The 15,255-nt window shown below is 74.4% G+C and carries 16 protein-coding genes; 7 read left to right on the top strand and 9 right to left on the bottom strand.

Annotation, left to right across the window (positions count from 1 at the left end; translation table 11 throughout):
• The first annotated feature begins 114 nt into the window (after positions 1 to 114).
• A complete protein-coding gene (locus tag ACGFYY_RS30595; RefSeq protein WP_365277118.1) occupies positions 115 to 657 on the top strand; it encodes a DoxX family membrane protein in 543 nt (180 codons plus the stop codon).
• 19 nt (positions 658 to 676) lie between these two features.
• Here ACGFYY_RS30595 and ACGFYY_RS30590 read toward each other — a convergent pair whose 3' ends face one another.
• Both ACGFYY_RS30590 and ACGFYY_RS30585 read right to left on the bottom strand, forming a co-directional pair.
• Positions 677 to 1,270, bottom strand: a complete 594-nt coding sequence (locus tag ACGFYY_RS30590; protein ID WP_393714334.1) for a DUF4291 domain-containing protein — start codon at positions 1,268 to 1,270, stop codon at positions 677 to 679.
• Positions 1,271 to 1,382: 112 nt separating this feature from the next.
• On the bottom strand, positions 1,383 to 3,875 hold the full coding sequence (locus ACGFYY_RS30585; protein WP_365277112.1) for a helicase C-terminal domain-containing protein: 2,493 nt from the start codon (positions 3,873 to 3,875) through the stop codon (positions 1,383 to 1,385).
• Between the two features lie 86 nt (positions 3,876 to 3,961).
• Here ACGFYY_RS30585 and ACGFYY_RS30580 point away from each other — a divergent pair, with 86 nt between their 5' ends.
• On the top strand, positions 3,962 to 4,996 hold the full coding sequence (locus tag ACGFYY_RS30580) for a hypothetical protein (RefSeq protein WP_393714332.1): 1,035 nt from the start codon (positions 3,962 to 3,964) through the stop codon (positions 4,994 to 4,996).
• A gap of 39 nt (positions 4,997 to 5,035) precedes the next feature.
• Here the strand turns inward: ACGFYY_RS30580 and ACGFYY_RS30575 are convergent, their stop codons facing one another.
• Both ACGFYY_RS30575 and ACGFYY_RS30570 read right to left on the bottom strand, forming a co-directional pair.
• The gene (locus ACGFYY_RS30575) at positions 5,036 to 5,875 is read right to left on the bottom strand and encodes a hypothetical protein (protein WP_393714330.1); all 840 of its coding nucleotides are present in this window, start codon (positions 5,873 to 5,875) and stop codon (positions 5,036 to 5,038) included.
• 9 nt (positions 5,876 to 5,884) lie between these two features.
• Positions 5,885 to 6,385, bottom strand: coding sequence for a SigE family RNA polymerase sigma factor (locus ACGFYY_RS30570; RefSeq protein ID WP_393714328.1), 501 nt, complete (start codon positions 6,383 to 6,385; stop codon positions 5,885 to 5,887).
• 188 nt (positions 6,386 to 6,573) lie between these two features.
• Between ACGFYY_RS30570 and ACGFYY_RS30565 the strand changes: the two genes are divergently transcribed.
• A complete protein-coding gene (locus ACGFYY_RS30565; protein WP_365277100.1) occupies positions 6,574 to 7,191 on the top strand; it encodes an HAD family hydrolase in 618 nt (205 codons plus the stop codon).
• 34 nt (positions 7,192 to 7,225) lie between these two features.
• Here ACGFYY_RS30565 and ACGFYY_RS30560 read toward each other — a convergent pair whose 3' ends face one another.
• Positions 7,226 to 7,477 (bottom strand): hypothetical protein, encoded by a 252-nt coding sequence (locus ACGFYY_RS30560; RefSeq protein ID WP_365277097.1) that lies wholly within the window; start codon positions 7,475 to 7,477, stop codon positions 7,226 to 7,228.
• A gap of 178 nt (positions 7,478 to 7,655) precedes the next feature.
• Here ACGFYY_RS30560 and ACGFYY_RS30555 point away from each other — a divergent pair, with 178 nt between their 5' ends.
• The gene (locus tag ACGFYY_RS30555) at positions 7,656 to 8,039 is read left to right on the top strand and encodes a cold-shock protein (protein WP_030012939.1); all 384 of its coding nucleotides are present in this window, start codon (positions 7,656 to 7,658) and stop codon (positions 8,037 to 8,039) included.
• A 75-nt stretch (positions 8,040 to 8,114) separates the two neighbouring features.
• Here ACGFYY_RS30555 and ACGFYY_RS30550 read toward each other — a convergent pair whose 3' ends face one another.
• The 4 genes from ACGFYY_RS30550 to ACGFYY_RS30535 form a co-directional block, all read right to left on the bottom strand.
• Positions 8,115 to 8,978: a 1,4-dihydroxy-6-naphthoate synthase gene (locus ACGFYY_RS30550; protein ID WP_393714325.1), complete on the bottom strand. Its 864-nt coding sequence runs from the start codon at positions 8,976 to 8,978 to the stop codon at positions 8,115 to 8,117.
• Entirely contained in the window at positions 8,959 to 9,690 is a 732-nt protein-coding gene (locus tag ACGFYY_RS30545; protein ID WP_393714323.1) for a futalosine hydrolase, read from the bottom strand. Before ACGFYY_RS30545 ends, ACGFYY_RS30550 begins: the two co-directional genes overlap by 20 nt.
• A 13-nt stretch (positions 9,691 to 9,703) precedes the next feature.
• The gene (locus ACGFYY_RS30540; RefSeq protein ID WP_365277088.1) at positions 9,704 to 10,195 is read right to left on the bottom strand and encodes a DUF2771 domain-containing protein; all 492 of its coding nucleotides are present in this window, start codon (positions 10,193 to 10,195) and stop codon (positions 9,704 to 9,706) included.
• A 259-nt stretch (positions 10,196 to 10,454) separates the two neighbouring features.
• Positions 10,455 to 11,813 (bottom strand): MFS transporter, encoded by a 1,359-nt coding sequence (locus ACGFYY_RS30535; RefSeq protein ID WP_393714321.1) that lies wholly within the window; start codon positions 11,811 to 11,813, stop codon positions 10,455 to 10,457.
• Positions 11,814 to 12,141: 328 nt separating this feature from the next.
• Between ACGFYY_RS30535 and ACGFYY_RS30530 the strand changes: the two genes are divergently transcribed.
• The 3 genes from ACGFYY_RS30530 (at position 12,142) to ACGFYY_RS30520 (ending at position 14,925) form a co-directional block, all read left to right on the top strand.
• Positions 12,142 to 13,065, top strand: coding sequence for a DUF3027 domain-containing protein (locus ACGFYY_RS30530; protein WP_393714319.1), 924 nt, complete (start codon positions 12,142 to 12,144; stop codon positions 13,063 to 13,065).
• Between the two features lie 38 nt (positions 13,066 to 13,103).
• Positions 13,104 to 13,340 (top strand): hypothetical protein, encoded by a 237-nt coding sequence (locus ACGFYY_RS30525; RefSeq protein WP_365281409.1) that lies wholly within the window; start codon positions 13,104 to 13,106, stop codon positions 13,338 to 13,340.
• A gap of 127 nt (positions 13,341 to 13,467) precedes the next feature.
• Complete coding sequence (locus ACGFYY_RS30520) at positions 13,468 to 14,925, top strand: SPFH domain-containing protein (RefSeq protein ID WP_393714317.1); 1,458 nt, start codon at positions 13,468 to 13,470, stop codon at positions 14,923 to 14,925.
• Positions 14,926 to 15,255 lie beyond the last annotated feature (330 nt).

The raw sequence follows: 15,255 nt of genomic DNA, 5'->3' as shown, positions 1-15,255 counted from the left end.
GTAGACGCCGTGGGCCGATGGGACGGGCGCAGACGTCGCTCCCGGAGCGTCACCGACGGGCGTCCTAGGGTGGCACGCGCCACAGGCCCACAGGCGACGTCGGAACGGACCCTCATGACGCAGACAAGCTGGGACCGCACGCTCTTCAGCACCTCCTCGGCTCCCGCCACCACCGTCACCCACGACACCGGCCTGCTCCTGCTCCGGCTCGTCGTCGGCCTGAGCATGGCCGGGCACGGCGCGATGAAGCTCTTCGGCTGGTTCGGCGGCCCCGGCCTCACCGCCACCGGCAAGGGCTTCACGATGGCCGGCTACCCCGCCGGGGACGCCATGGCCGTCATCGCCGGGCTCGCCGAGACCCTGGGCGGCCTCGGCCTCGCCCTCGGTCTGCTCACCCCGCTCGCCGGCGCGGCCCTGACCGGCACCTTCATCAACGTCCTGGACGTCCGGGGCCTGAGCGCCTACTTCCCGCCCAAGGGCGTGGAACTCGAAGTGGTGCTGTTCGCCGCGATCGTCGCCCTCACCCTCACCGGGCCGGGCCGCTTCGCCGTCGACCACTACCTTCCGGTACTGCGCGAGAACCGACCCCGCTACGCCCTGCTCGGCCTCCTGCTGGGCGTCGTCGCCGGATTCGTCGTGCTGATCATCCGGGACTGAACCGACGGGGACCGCCCGCCTACGCCCCCAGATGCGGCAGCGGCTCCGTCGGGTACGGGGTCTCCGTGGGCAGCAGGGCCCGTGCGCCCGCCTCGTCCCCGGCCCCGAGCAGCCGCCTGATCTCCCGGGCCGTCCCGGTCACGTCCCGGATGCCGACCGTCCACTCGTCGGCGTACGCCCGCGAGGCCGGACCGGACAGGCCCAGCTGGAGCGAGCGGTACGGCAACGGATTCAGCCGCAGGTCCCGCTCCGGGTCCCACTGGACCCGTGCAGGCGCCGAGCGCAGGGACTCCTGCCAGGCCTTCCGGTCCGCGTGCACGCCCGGTACGTAGTGGGACAGGCAGGCCTCGCGCAGCGCCCGGTCGAAGCCCTCGCGGGTGATCTCGACCGCCAGCACCGTCTCCTGGTCGACCTTGGTCCCCCAGCCGCAGCGGTACATCATCCACAGGAACGACGGCTTGATCCACGTCATCCGCTCGCGCTTCCACGCGGCCGGGAAGCGGCCGTCGCGGGCGGCCGGCAAGCCGAGCGCGGGGGAGTAGGCCTGGTAGACCGTGATCGTGGTGTCGGTGTGGGCCGCGCGGATCCGGCGGTGCGGTACATCGTGGGACATGGCCCCAGGATGAGGGCCCGCCATCCGGCCGGCCATCGGTTTTCGGCGCGGCCGACGAGACGGAGCCGTGGTCCGACGCACACACGACGCCCCGCACCGTGACCCTCCGCCCCTACACCTGGTCGTCCGCCAACTCCGCGACACCGGTGATCCGGTGCAGCGCGTACGTCCGTACCTCGTCCGCCGTGTGGTCGTACCCGGTGACGAAGCCGCCCTCCACCCGGACCGGCGCGATGACCCGCTGGCTCGCCGCGCCCTCCGCGTTCACATAGCCGATCCACACCGCCGAGCCGGTCAGCGCGGCCGCCTGCACCGTCGCCAGGGTCTCCGCCGCGCTCGTGCGCGGCAGTTCGCCCGGCACTCCCGCCCCGGCGGTCGAGGTCGCCGCCGGTTCCTTGCGCACCGCCGTCGCCGCCACGTCGCCCGCGCGGATCGCCCGTACGGCCGCCGCGAGCAGCGTGGCGTCCGGCACCGGCGGGCCCTCCGGCACCGGTACGGGCGCCGAGCGGGCCGGAGTGCGGTGCGCGTCGGCCCGCGCCACCAGTACGTCGCCGGTACGGGACTCCGCCGCCGGCGCGTAACCCATCGCCCGCAGCCCCTCCAGCAGGACCGTCGGATCCGCCTGCGCCGCCAGCACCGTCGGCGCGAGGCGGCGCAGCCCCAGCCCGGCCGAGCGCTTGTCGGCCAGGATCTCGCCCAGCATCGCGTCGTCGTCGCACCGCACGTACGAGGAGGCAGCGCCGACCCGCAGGTGCCCGTGCCGGCGGGCCACGTCGTCGATCAGATAGGCCAGCGGCTGCGGCACCGGCGTGCGGCTGTGCTCCTTGAGGAAGGCGTGCAGGTCGGCGGCGGCGTGGCCGGCGTCCAGGGCCCGACGCACCGAGCCGGGCGTGAACCGGTACACCGTCGCCCCGCCCTTGGACTCCACGTCCGCGAGCACCGCCAGGGTGTCGCCCAGCGGTCGGCGCAGCGGGCCCGGGGCCACCGCCGTCAGGTCGGCCTGGAGCAGTACGTGGTCCACCGGCTCCGGCAGCAGCGGGGCCAGCGACGGCGCCGGGTCGCGGTCCTCCAGCAGCGCCCGGCCGGGCCCGGACAGGGCGCCCCGGCCGGTCACGCCGAGGACCTCGGCCTCGGTCAGCGTCCAGCGCGCGAGCCGGGCCCGCAGATCGCTCGCCCCGCGTACGGGCCGCTCCCACGCGAGCCGCGCCAACAGCGTCTCCGGGTCGGGCGACCCGCCCTCGGGCAGCTCACCGAGCAGTTCCAGCACCCGCCGGCGCACCTCGGGGGCGGCGGAGCGGTCGAGGTCGGGGCCGAGCGCGGAGAGCGTGCGCCCCTTGGGGTCCTGCTCGCCGACCAGCGGGGCCGTGCGGGTGGCCGGCAGCCAGGCCGCCGCGAGGTGCGACCAGCGCTCGGCGGGCGGCAGTTCGACCCAGTCGTCGAAGGCCGGGGTGGGCGCGTACCGCTCGTCCGCCTCTCCATCGCCGGCCAGCAGCCCGGCCGCGTAGGCCAGTTCGGCCCAGAAGGCCGCCTGCTGCTCGGTCGTGTCCAGCAGGGTCGCGGTCCGCTTCAGGTCCCGTACGGAGAGCCCGCCCGCCCGCAGCACCGGCGGACCGGCGTGCTCCCAGGACTTCACCAGCTCCTCCACGGTGGCCAGCGCGGCCAGCGCCTGCCCGGCGGCGTTCGCGTCCACAAGCTGTGGACGGTGCTCGCGCAGTGCGGGCACGGCCGGCGCCACCGGTTCGGTGTCCCGGTGCGCCAGCCCGCCGCGCAGGTGCAGCGCCACCTCGCGGGGCAGCACCACCGTCCGGGCCGTCGCGGGCAGCAGCAGCCCCCGGTCGCGCAGCCAGCGCACCGGCGGCGTCGGATTCGGGGTGACCTCCCCGTACGGCGGCCCCCACACCAGCCGGCCCAGCACCTGATGGGCCTCCGCCGGGGCCTCGTCCAGCAGCGCCGACATCCGCCGCGGGTCGGTGAACAGCCCGGTCAGCGCCGTCACCGCGGACACCGGGTCATGGGTGGCGGGCAGCCCGACGGCCGCCACGATCTCCTGCACCCGGGTCGGCGACATCCCGGCGGTGGCCTCGGCGACGGTCGGACCCAGCCCGGTGGGGGAAGGGCGCGAGGCGGACGGAGCGAGCAGCTCGCGCGCCGTACGGACCAGCCGCAGCCGGTCCTCGTCGCCCCACACCAGGGCCTGGTCGCGCAGGGTGGCCAGGGCGTCGGGGAGCGCGGCGCGGGCCCGTTCGTCCTCGCCGCCCGTCAGCAGCCCCTCCAACACCGGGTACGGGCACGGGTCGGGGCCCACCGCGAGCGCCTCGGCGGTCTGCAGCGCGAACCGGTCCAGCCGGTCCAGGGCGCGCACCACCGACGCCCGGGTACCGGCCCGGGTGGCCAGCTGCGTCACATCGCCGGGCACCGGGCCGAGCAGGTCCGGGCGGGCGCGCAACAGGGCCGCGAGCGCCGCGTCGTCACGGGCGCGCAGCGCCTCGGCGAGTGAGCGCGGGGAGCTTCCCGTCGGGCTCCCGCCGGCGGATCCCGCCGCAGTGCTTGCCTCGGGCACAGTCGCCTCCTGGTCGCGTCGGCCGGTCAGTCGGCCGGTCCCCATCCGGTCAACGGTATCCGCTGTGCCCGCAGCAGCTCCACGGACGCACGCGCTACCTTCGGGACAGGCGGCAAGGGAGGAGCCTGGGCGTGGGGATCGAAAGCGACCATCTGGTCTACGAATATCTGAGCCGCGTCGGGGACTTGGCGCAACAGCGGCAGCTGTCCTCCGGCGACCGGATGCGGTTGGTGTCGGGGCTGCGGGACGAGATCGACCGTCGGCGCGCCAAGTACGACCCGGACACCCCGGCCGCCGTACGCCGCATCCTGGAGCGGATCGGCACCCCCGAGGAGGTCCTGGACACCCTGGGCACCCTGGGCACCCTCGGCCCCGCCGGCTCCCGGCCGGGCACGTTCCCGGCCCCGGCACCCGCGGCCCCCGCCGAGCCCGGCCTGTCGGTCCCCGTCCAGCGGGGCCCGGGCCGCCTGCGCGGCCGCAACACGCCTCCGGTGCGCGCGGCGGAACCGGAGAACGTGCCGCCGCACCTGGCCGGCCTGGACGAGCTCGGGCCCTCCGGCGGGGCCGAGCCCGACTGGTGGCGGATGAGCCCGGGGGCGCACGGCGGCCCGCAGGTCGAGGGCTTCGCGGGCGGCATCGAGATCCCGGACCTGTTCAAGGAGGGCCTGGAGGAGGAGTCGGCGGAGTCCGGCAAGGGCGGTTCGGCTCCGCCCGCGGCGGACGAGAAGGGCGCGCGGAGCCTCGTACGGTTCCTGCGCGAGCGGCGGCGCGCGAAGAAGGAGGCGGCGGCAGCCGCCCCCGGACCCGAGGCCGCGGTGGCCGCGGCGGGTCGGCCGCGGCCGAACGCCTTCCTGCTGCTGGCCGCGGCCGTGCTCGTGGGCGGCGTGCTCACCGGCTACTGGCTGCTGCTCGTGGTGGGCTGGCTCCTTCCGTACGCCTCGCGCGTGCTGGGGCCCGCCGAGCGGAAATGGACGGTCCTCGGCCCGCCCGGCGCGGTGCTCGCCGGGGCGGTGCTGTGGGTGTGGGGCCGGATGAACGGCAAGTGGGGCGAGAGCCTGGCCGACGACCAGCTGAGCGGGGCGCTGCACGGCATGTGGCCGTGGGTGCTGCGCGGCGCGGCGCTGGCGTCCGCGCTGTACCTGGTGTGGCGGGCGCGGCGGCGGTAGCCCGAGGGCGGCGCCCCCGGGTCGGGGGTCCGGGTCCGGTCAGCCGCCGACGACCGTGCGCTGCATCTCCTCCACCGGGTCGCGGTCGGCCGCCTTGACGAGGTCGAGGAAGGTGGAGGACTTGGCGACGTCGAGGAGCTGTTGGGCGGTGACGGGCGCCGAGGTGTTCGATTCGTCGTGCGGGTAGACCGTCAGCGAGACGTCGCTGGCGCCGTACCGGAACCAGACCCGGGATTCGGTGACGTTGCCGTTGTTGATCGGCGAGACGGCCGCATCGGCACGGATGCCGCCGGGAAGCGTGGCCTTCGAGCAGACCGTGCCCTTGATCTCGCGGCAGGTCTGGGGGGCCATGCCCGGTTCGGACGGCCGCACCGAGAAGATGATGTGGAACTCCTTCCCGTCCTTGGTGCCCTGGTAGTGCCGCACGTTGAGGTCGACCCGCTGCACGGTGCCGACCGACGGGGGCAGCAGCTGCTGGAGCACACCGACGGCCTGGTTCTGGAAGTTCTCCTGCCGGGCCCGCACGGCGGGCGGCAGGTCGGCCATCGACGATTCGCCCGGGCTGGGCTCGAGGTGGATCGGCGGCGGCGGTCCGGAGCTCGTCGGCGGCGCGGCCACGTCGATCACCCCGGTGCTTCCGGTCGCACCCTTGTCGTCGCCGCCCGGCAGGACGAACGCGCCGGCCAGGCCGAGCCCGGTCACGGCCAGCACCGCGCCGCCGATCGCCACCCGCACGCGCGCCCTGCGGCGCAGGCCCTGGGCGCGGGCCGGGCCCACCAGGTCCGCCATGGCGGGCAGCTCCGTGGTCGCACGGTCCATCGCGTCCCGCAGGAGCTCGGCCGCGGCCCGGTCCTCGGTGTGGTCCTCGTTGGTACCCATGGCGTCTCCTCAGCTCTCGGTGGCGTAGATGTGGGCCTCGCCGAGCCGCGCGCGCAGCTTCGTCAGGGCGCGTGAGCACTGGCTCTTGACCGTGCCCTCGCTGCAGCGCAGCAGCTCGGCGACGGTCTCGACACTCAGGTCCTCCCAGTAGCGCAGGACGACCATGGCGCGGGCCCGCGGCGGGAGTTCGGCCAGCGCGGCGAGCAGGGTGACCCGCAGGTCGGCGTGCTCGGGCCGGGTCGGCGGATCGGCACGCGTGTGGGCCAGCAGATCGCGCAGGCGCCGGCGTCGCTCGGCGAGGAAGGTGCGGGTCAGCACGGTCCTCGCGTACGCGTCGGGATACTCGGCGGCGGACACCCGCCGCCAGTGCTGGAACAGCTTCGCCAGCGTCGTCTGCGTCAGATCGCGTGCGGCGTCGGCGTCCCCGCACAGCAGATACGCGGTCCGGTACAGCTTGCGCTGACCGGCCCGCGCGAAGGCCTCGAAGTCGTGCCCGGTGCCTGGCGGCATCCGCCCTCCCCTTCACATGGTGTCTCTCACCCCTGTCCTGAGCGCCGCCGCCGGGAAAAGGTTGAACACCGAGGTGAAGAATTTCGAAGGGGCCGAGCCCCCGCCGAGCCCCCGCCGAGCACCGGACGTTCTCCCGGGGGAGGCCCGCGGTCGGCCTCCCGCGCGGGCGCCTCGGCACAATGGAAGGCATGAACCTCACCGTCGGCTTCGACCTCGACATGACCCTCATCGACTCGCGCCCGGGAATCAAGGCCACCTACCAGGCCCTCTCCGCCGAGACGGGAACCTTCATCGATGCCGACGAGGCGGTCACCCGACTGGGCCCGCCGCTGGAGGAGGAGCTCGCGCACTGGTTCCCGGCCGCCGAGATCCCGGCCATGACCGACCGCTACCGGGAGATCTACCCCACCTACGCCATCGGACCGACCCCGGCGATGCCCGGCGCCCGTGAGGCCATCGAGGCCGTCCAGGCCCTGGGCGGCCGCGCGATCGTGGTCACGGCCAAGCACGAGCCCAACGCCCGCCTGCACCTGGCGCACCTCGGCATCGAGGCCGACGCGGTCGTCGGCTGGCTCTGGGCGGAGGCCAAGGCCGGTGCGCTGCGCGAGTACGGGGCACAGGTCTACGTCGGCGACCACGTCGGCGACGTACGCGGTGCCCGCACGGCCGGCGCGCTGTCCGTGGTGGTGCCGACCGGCCCGTGCCCCGCGGAGGACCTGCGCGAGGCGGGCGCGGACGTGGTCCTGCCCGACCTCACCGCGCTGCCGCAGTGGCTCGCCGGGTACCTCGCCGCGCAGCCCGTCTAGGCCGTCTCCTCCGGATCCCGCCGTGCCAGGGCGGCTACGCCTGTGAGGCTCGGGCCGCCCTGCGCTGCGCCGCCGCCGAGCGGAGCACGCCCGCCGCGGAGATGGCGAAACCCACGCCCATGAGCATGCACACCGCCCACGCGTACGGCGGGAACGGGTCGACGTCGAGGAAGAGCGGAGCCATGGTCGCCAGCGTGGCCACGGCCCCGGCGATGAACACGATGCCGCCGGCCCTGACGAGTCCGTCACCGGGCCGCGCTTCGTCGGAATGAGGAGTAACAGTCACCTCACCAGGGTAGTTGCCTGGCCGAAGGCAGCCGACGGCGAAGGACCGGGGAACGTCTTGTCACCCGGCCCCTGACCATTAGCCTTGAGGTGGCGGGTCACACATGGCCCGCTGCGCTGTTGTCCGGAGCCGTTCACGGCCCTTCGGACCCCGACGAGCACAAGGACAGAGGACGGACGTGCCTACCGGCAAGGTCAAGTGGTTCAACAGTGAGAAGGGCTTCGGCTTTCTCTCCCGTGACGACGGCGGCGACGTCTTCGTGCACTCGTCGGTGCTCCCCGCCGGGGTGGACGCCCTCAAGCCCGGCCAGCGCGTCGAGTTCGGTGTCGTCGCGGGTCAGCGCGGTGACCAGGCTCTTTCCGTGACGGTACTCGACCCGGCACCCTCCGTCGCGGCGGCACAGCGGCGCAAGCCCGACGAGCTCGCCTCGATCGTGCAGGACCTCACGACCCTGCTGGAGAACATCACTCCGATGCTGGAGCGCGGCCGCTACCCCGACAAGGTGCACGGCACGAAGATCGCCGGACTGCTGCGCGCGGTGGCCGACCAGCTCGACGTCTGAGCCTCACCCGCCACACCCACGGCTGCGCCCCGCCACTCGGAAGAGCGGCGGGGCGCAACCGTACGCGCGGGGCGATCAGCCCCGCGGGAATTCCAGCGAACCGGGCGCGATGGCCGGTACCAGTCCCTCGGCCGCCGCCCGGGTGAGCAGCCCGCGCACCGCCGCGTAGCCGGAGTCGCCGAGGTCGGCGGTGAACTCGTTGACGTAGAGACCGATGTGCTGGTCGGCGACGGCCGGGTCCAGCTCCTGGGCGTGCGCGCGGACGTACGGGCGGGAGGCCTCCGGGTCGTCCCAGGCCATCCGGACCGACGTGCGGGCCGACTCGGCCAGCTCGCGCAGCCGCTCCGCGCCCAGCGACCGCCTGGCGATGATCGCGCCGAGCGGGATCGGCAGGCCGGTCGTGGACTCCCAGTGCTCACCCATGTCGGCCAGGCAGTGCAGCCCGTAGTCCTGATAGGTGAACCGGGCCTCGTGGATCACGAGTCCGGCGTCCACCCGGCCGTCGCGGACCGCCGGCATGATCTCGTGGAACGGCAGGACGACGACCTTGCCGACCCCCTCCGGCAGGACGTCCGCCGCCCACAGCCGGAACAGCAGGTACGCGGTGGAGCGTTCGCTCGGCACCGCGACCGTCCTCCCCGCCAGGTCGAGCCCCGGCTCGCGGGTCAGGACCAGCGGGCCGCAACCGCGGCCCAGCGCCCCGCCGCAGGGCAGCAGCGCGTACTCCTCCAGCACCCACGGCAGCACGGCGTACGACACCTTCAGCACGTCCAGCTCGCCGCGCTCGGCCATGCCGTTGGTGAGGTCGATGTCCGCGAAGGTGACGTCGAGGGCGGGCGCGCCCGGGACCCGACCGTGCGCCCACGCGTCGAAGACGAACGTGTCGTTCGGGCAGGGTGAATAGGCGATCCTCAGCGGTTCACCGGTGGTCGTGCTCATGGCGTTCTCCCCAGGTCGCGAGTACGGGCCCCAGCACGCGGAAGCCGTCGGCGAGCGCGGTGAGCGCGTCCCCGATCCGCCAGGCGGCACGGTCACGAGGGCCCACGGCGTTGGACACGGCGCGGATCTCCAGTACGGGCAGCCCGTGCGCGGCGGCCGCCTCCGCGACCCCGAAGCCCTCCATGGCCTCGGCCCCGGCCATCGGGTGCCGGGCGGTGAGCACGGCGGTCCGTTCGGTGGTGCCGGTGACGGTGGAGACGGTCAGCACGGGCGCGAGCAGGGCCCCGGTCGCCTCGGCGGCGCGGGCGGCGAGCTCGGCGGGCGGCAGGTGCACGCTGTGCCCGAAGCCGAGCTCCGTCACGTCGAGGAAGCCGTCGGGGGTCTCGGCCCCCAGGTCGGCGGCGACGATCGCGTCGGCGACCACGAGGGAACCGAGCGGGGCGGCGGGCGCGAACCCGCCGCCGATGCCGGCGGAGACGACGAGCGAGTAGTCGGCGAGAGCCAGGGCGGTGGCGGTCCCGGCGGCGGCCGCCGCCGGACCCACGCCCCCGACGAGCACGTCGAAGGCGATGCCCGGAAGGTCCCGGCGGTTGATGAGGTAACCGCCGGGCAAGGTGCGTGGCTCAGGACCGAACATGTCCGGATGAGGGGTCAGCCCGGTGGTGACGGAGTCTGCCTCCGCCGCCACCGCGGTCACGACGAGCGCGCGCACCGCTGCCGCCCGGTTACTTGAGCTTGAGGTTGAAGGACCACACGGCGAGCGGCTTGCCGTCCTCGGCGATCTGCAGGAACGCCAGCTTCTTCGAGGAGGGGGCCTCACCCTGGCCGCCGGTCGCGAAGACGTCGGCACCCGGGAAGCTGCGGTAGGTGTTCGAGGAGGGTTCGGTGATCGGCTGGCCGTCCAGCACAGCCGACCAGCGCTTGCCGTCCTCGACGACCTCCGGCTCGACCCCGAGACGCAGGGTGTCGCCCCGGGCGTACTCGACGGTCTTGGGGTTCTTGAGGTTGGTGAGGCACTCCTGGACCTGGTCCATGGAGAGCTCCTTGCCGTCGTTGTGGCAGGAGGCTTCGGCGGACACCGACGAGGTGCCGACCGTCACGGTCGCCAGCGGCGTCGGCTTCTCGCCGCAGGCGGAGAGGAGGAGGAGGCCGGCGGACACGGCTCCGAGGGCCGCGACGCTGCGGCGGGCCCTACCCGAGAAAAGCGGTGCGGTCATGAGCCGAAGGCTATCGGGCCCCTGGGCCGCGCCGCTGCATGGGGTCCCGGTGGCCTGCGGCGCGGCGCCCGTTTGCCCGGTGCCGCGCCGCCGCGCGAGCGACCCCGGGCTCCGCCCGGGCTTCCCGGGGCTGCGCCCCCGGACCCCGCGCCCCGAACGCCGGTGGGGCTGTCTTTCAGCCCGCCCGGCGTTCGAGGGAACGGGCGCGGAGCGCACGTACGACGGGAGCAGCCTCGGCCCGGCCCCCGGCACAGGAAGGTCACGCCACCCGGGGCCGGGAGGTACCCGCGTGTCGGCGGGGGGCGGACAGGACGCCCCGCAGGGCCATCGTCGTGCCCAGGGCCACGATCGCCGCGGCCACCGACATGCCCAGTACGCCGTTCAGCGGCAGCACGATGCCGATCGCGCCACCCAACACCCACGCCACCTGGAGCAGCGTCTCCGAACGGGCGAACGCCGAGGTCCGTACCGACTCCGGCACGTCCCGCTGGATCATCGCGTCCAGCGACAGCTTCGCCAGCGCCTGGCAGAAGCCCGCCGTCGCCCCCAGCACGGCCATGAACAGCCCGCTGAAGAACACCGCCGCGAGCACCGCCACCGCCAGCGTCAGGCACAACACCGCCGCGATGATCGCCTCCGGCGCCCGCGCCCGCAGCCACGCGCCCGCCGCCGTGCCGCACGCGTTGCCCACACCCGCCGACACGCCCACGATGCCCAGCGACACCGCCGCGCTCTGCCCCGCCAGCGGATGCTCGCGCAACAGGAACGCCAGGAAGAAGATCAGGAACCCGGACAGCGCACGCATCGAGGCGTTCGCCAGCAGCCCGCACAACACCGAACGGCTCACCGTCCGCAGGCCCGGCCGCTTCGAGTGAGCCTCGTGCGTGGACAGCCGCGCCCGGCGCTCGCCCTTGGCCTCGTCCACCTTGTGCGGCAGCGTGAACGCCGCGACCGTGCCCCACACGAAGACCAGGCAGGCCCCGTACAGCGGCCACTGCGGCCCGATCAGATTCAGCGCGGCACCCACCGGCGCCGCCACCCCCGTGGCCAGCAGACCGGCCAGCGTGACCCGCGAGTTCGCCTTGACGAGTGAGAATTTCGGCGGCAACAACCGGGGCACCACCGCACTGCGCACGACCCCGTACGACTTCGACGCCACCAGCACACCGAGCGCCGCCGGATACAGCTGGATGCCCCCCGTCGCCACCGCCCCCGACATCAGCAGCGCCAGCAGCGCGCGGGCCAGCATCGCGGCAGCCATCGAAGCCCGACGGCCGTGCGGCAGCCGGTCCAGCAGCGGGCCGATCACCGGGGCCAGCACGGTGAAGGGAGCCATCGTGATGCCGAGGTACAGGGCCACCCGGCCCCGTGCCTCGTCCGTGGGAACGGAGAAGAACACCGTCGAGGCCAACGCCACCGTGATCAGCATGTCGCCGGCGCCGTTGATGGCGTGCAGCTCGATCAGCTTGCCGAGGCCCGATTCACCGGCCCCGTGCGCGTGCGTGGCCCGCCGGATCCCGCGCGCCGGAAGGTGCAGCGCACGCCCGACAGCCCGGCCGGCCCGCCTGGCCGGTCCCGAGCCGTCGTCGGACGACCGTACGGGTGCCACACTCGACATAGTGCCCCACCCGGCCCTCCCGGGGCGCCTCCCGGCGCGTCGCGCACCCGGTGGCTTGTCCGCGAATCGGACCTTGCATGTGTGCCCGAGGCTTAAGAGGAGGTAGCGTGCGTAGCGCGCCACCGGCGGTTGCTCCTGGCCGCGCGCCTCTTCGTGATCCCGCAGAATGGGTCGCAGTGAGGTGCGCCCGGAGTCCGATCGGGTGCGGACGTCGACGCGGCCCTCTGGTCCGCTCCGCCCGTGCCACGTACGGACAGCACCGCCGGGTCGTTGTGGACGACAGTACGGACGGCGCACACGTGAGACGGCGTAGGAGAGAACGAGACCAGTGAGTGCTGCGACGACGCGAAGCCGTACCCCGCGTACCCCCGACCGCCTGTGCGTCGAGGCGGTAGAACTCGCCCGCGCGGCGGCCGAGGAGGCCGCCTTCCCCGGAGTGGTCGGCGCACACGTCTCCGCCGTGGCGGAGGGCGACCGCGTCGTCACCCACTTCTTCGAATCCAAGGAACCGGGCTACCGCGGCTGGCGCTGGGCCGTCACCGTGACCCGCGCCTCCCGCGCCAAGAACGTCACCCTCGACGAAACGGTGCTGCTGCCCGGCGACGACGCGCTGCTGGCCCCCGAGTGGGTGCCGTGGAGCGAGCGGCTGCGCCCCGGCGACATGGGCCCGGGCGACCTGCTGCCCACCGACGCCGAGGATCTGCGCCTGGAGCCGGGCTGGTCGGGCGAGGACACCCCGCCGCCGAACTCGGTGGTCTCCACCGAGATGGCCGAACTGGTCGAGGCCGAGGACGCCGACGTCACCGACCGCGCCGTGGTCCCCGTACGCGGCTCCATCACCTCGGTCGCCGAGGAACTGGGCATGCGCCGGGCGCGCGTGCTCTCGCGGTACGGGCTGCACACGGCCGCCGACCGCTGGGACGAGTCCTTCGGCGCCAAGACCCCCATGGCACAGGCCGCGCCCGCGTCCTGCGTCTCCTGCGGCTTCCTGGTGGCCATCGGCGGCTCCCTCGGCCAGGCCTTCGGCGTCTGCGCCAACGAGTTCAGCCCGGCCGACGGCCGGCTGGTGTCGCTGTCCTACGGCTGCGGCGGCCACTCGGAGGCCGCCGTCATGCCGGCGCCGCCGCGCCCGGCCCCGCCGGTGCTCGACTCGATGGCCTCGGACGAGTTCACCCTGCGACCGACCCCCGACAGCGGATCGGTCCCGGACTCGGAGACCGACCTGCCGGCCGCGGACCTCGGCCACTCGTAGGAGGCTCGTAGGGCGCGCGCCCGGCGTACCCTCGACCCATGGGGGACAGGGGCGCGGACACGGACACGGACATGGTGGGCATGACCGGCCGGGTGACCGGCACGGTCGGCCCCGGCCTGGTGGGCGAGGTCATCGTCCGGATCCGGGGCGGGGCGGAGCACTTCCTCGCCCATCCGGTCCACGGCACCGGCCGGCTCGCCGTCGGAACGGTGGTGACGGTGGTCGAGTACCTGCCGCCGCGCACGGTGTACGTGATGGCCGCCTACGACAACTGACGCCCCGTCCCACCTGTACGTATCAGGATGGCGACAAGACGCGGCCGGTGTCTTCCGGCCGGGCCGCGGCAGGCGCAGACTCGGCCTCGTCGGTGCCGAACGGCATCGCGCTAAGGGGGCGTTGCCGATGGCTATCGGCGTCGTGGCGGGAATCGTTCTCGCCGCAATCGTGGCTCTGATCGGCCTGTTCAAGCTCATGTGGCGGGTGGCCGAACCGAACGAGGCACTCGTCATCTCCGGCTCCACCCACAAGACCGAGGGCCTCGGTCAGGGCATGGGGTTCCGGATCGTCACCGGGCGGGGCACGCTCGTACTCCCGGGCGTGCAGGCGGTACGGAAACTGTCCCTGGACCTCAACGAGACCCAGCTGTCCGTGGACTGCGTCACCCACCAGGGCATCCCGCTGCGGGTGAAGGGCGTCGTCATCTTCAAGGTCGGCGACGACCTCGTGTCGATCGCCAACGCGGCCCGCCGCTTCCTGGACCAGCAGAAGATGATGCCCGAGCGGGTGCACATCGTCTTCGCGGGCCATCTGCGGTCCATCGTGGGCGGATTGACGGTCGAGGACATGATCCGCGACCGGGAGAAGCTGACGGGCCAGACCCGGATGGCGTGCGGTACCGAGATGGAGAAGCTCGGCCTGATCGTCGACTCGCTGCAGATCCACGAGATCGAGGACCCGACCGGCTACATCAAGAACCTGGCGATGCCGCACGCGGCGGCCGTGCAGCGGGACGCGCGGATCGCGCAGGCCGAGGCGAACCGGCTGGCCACGGAGGCCGAGCAGGCCGCCTTCGCCCGGATGGCCGAGGCGACGCGCGACAGCGAGATCCTGCAGGCCGGCTACCAGGCCGAACGGGACAAGGCGGCGGCGACGGCCCGTCAGGCGGGCCCGCTGTCGGAGGCGGCCGCCCGCCAGGAGGTCGTCGTCCAGGAGACCCGGGTCGCGGAGCTGGAGGCGCACCGGCGCGAGCAGCAACTGCAGGCGGACGTACGCAAGCCCGCGGACGCGGCGGCGTACGAGACCCGCACCCGGGCCGAGGCCGAGCGCGACGCGCGGATCTCGGCGGCGCAGGCGAAGGCGCGGGAGACCGAGCTGGCGGCGGCCGCGGAGGCCACGCGGGTGACGACGGCGGCGACGGCGGACGCGCAGGCGGTGGAGGCGCGGGGTATCGCGTCGGCGAAGGCGACGCGGGCGACGGGTGAGGCGGAGGCCGCGGCCACGCAGGCGCGGGGCCTCGCGGAGGCGGAGTCGGCGAAGGCCCGCGGTCTGGCCGAGGCGGAAGCGATCAAGGCGCGGGCCGCCGCGCTGGCGGAGAACCAGGAGGCGGTCGTCGCGCAGCAGCTGGCCGAGAACTGGCCGGCGATCGTGGAGGCGGGCGCGGGGGCCTTCGGGAACGTGGAGCACATGGTCCTGCTGAACGGGGCCGAGGGCATGTCGGAGATGTTCGCGAAGGCGCTGACGATGGGTGGCACGGGCCTGGGCGTGGCCCGCCAGCTCCTGGCCTCGATGGGCCAGACCCCGCCGCCGGCGTCCCCGCCCGCCGCACCGGTGAACGGCCGCATCCCGATCCGCGAGGAGTAACGGGCCCGGCCCACATCTCAGCCCCGGGGCCGGTCCTGCGGAGCCTCCGGCCGCCATCTCAGCGGCCGGGGCCCGGTCCTGCGGCGCTTCCGGCCGCCATCTCAGCCCCGGGGCCGGTCCTGCGGAGCCTCCGGCTGCCATCTCAGCCCCTCCGGCGTTTGAGGAGCGGGGTCCGGGGCGGAGCCCCGGCAACGGCGCGGGCGCCGCACGGCTCGGCTTCCGGCGCGGCGCCGTCGCGGGGGGGGGGGGGGGGGGGGGGGGGGGGGGGGGGGGGGGGGGGGGGGGGGGGGGGGGGGGGGGGGGGGGGGGGGGGGGGGGGGGGGGGGGGGG

The organism is Streptomyces sp. NPDC048331, assembly GCF_043201215.1.
In the GTDB taxonomy this organism is placed as follows: domain Bacteria; phylum Actinomycetota; class Actinomycetes; order Streptomycetales; family Streptomycetaceae; genus Streptomyces.
The sequence above is the reverse complement of the archived record's forward strand: the minus strand, read 5'-3'. Positions and strand labels throughout refer to the sequence as shown.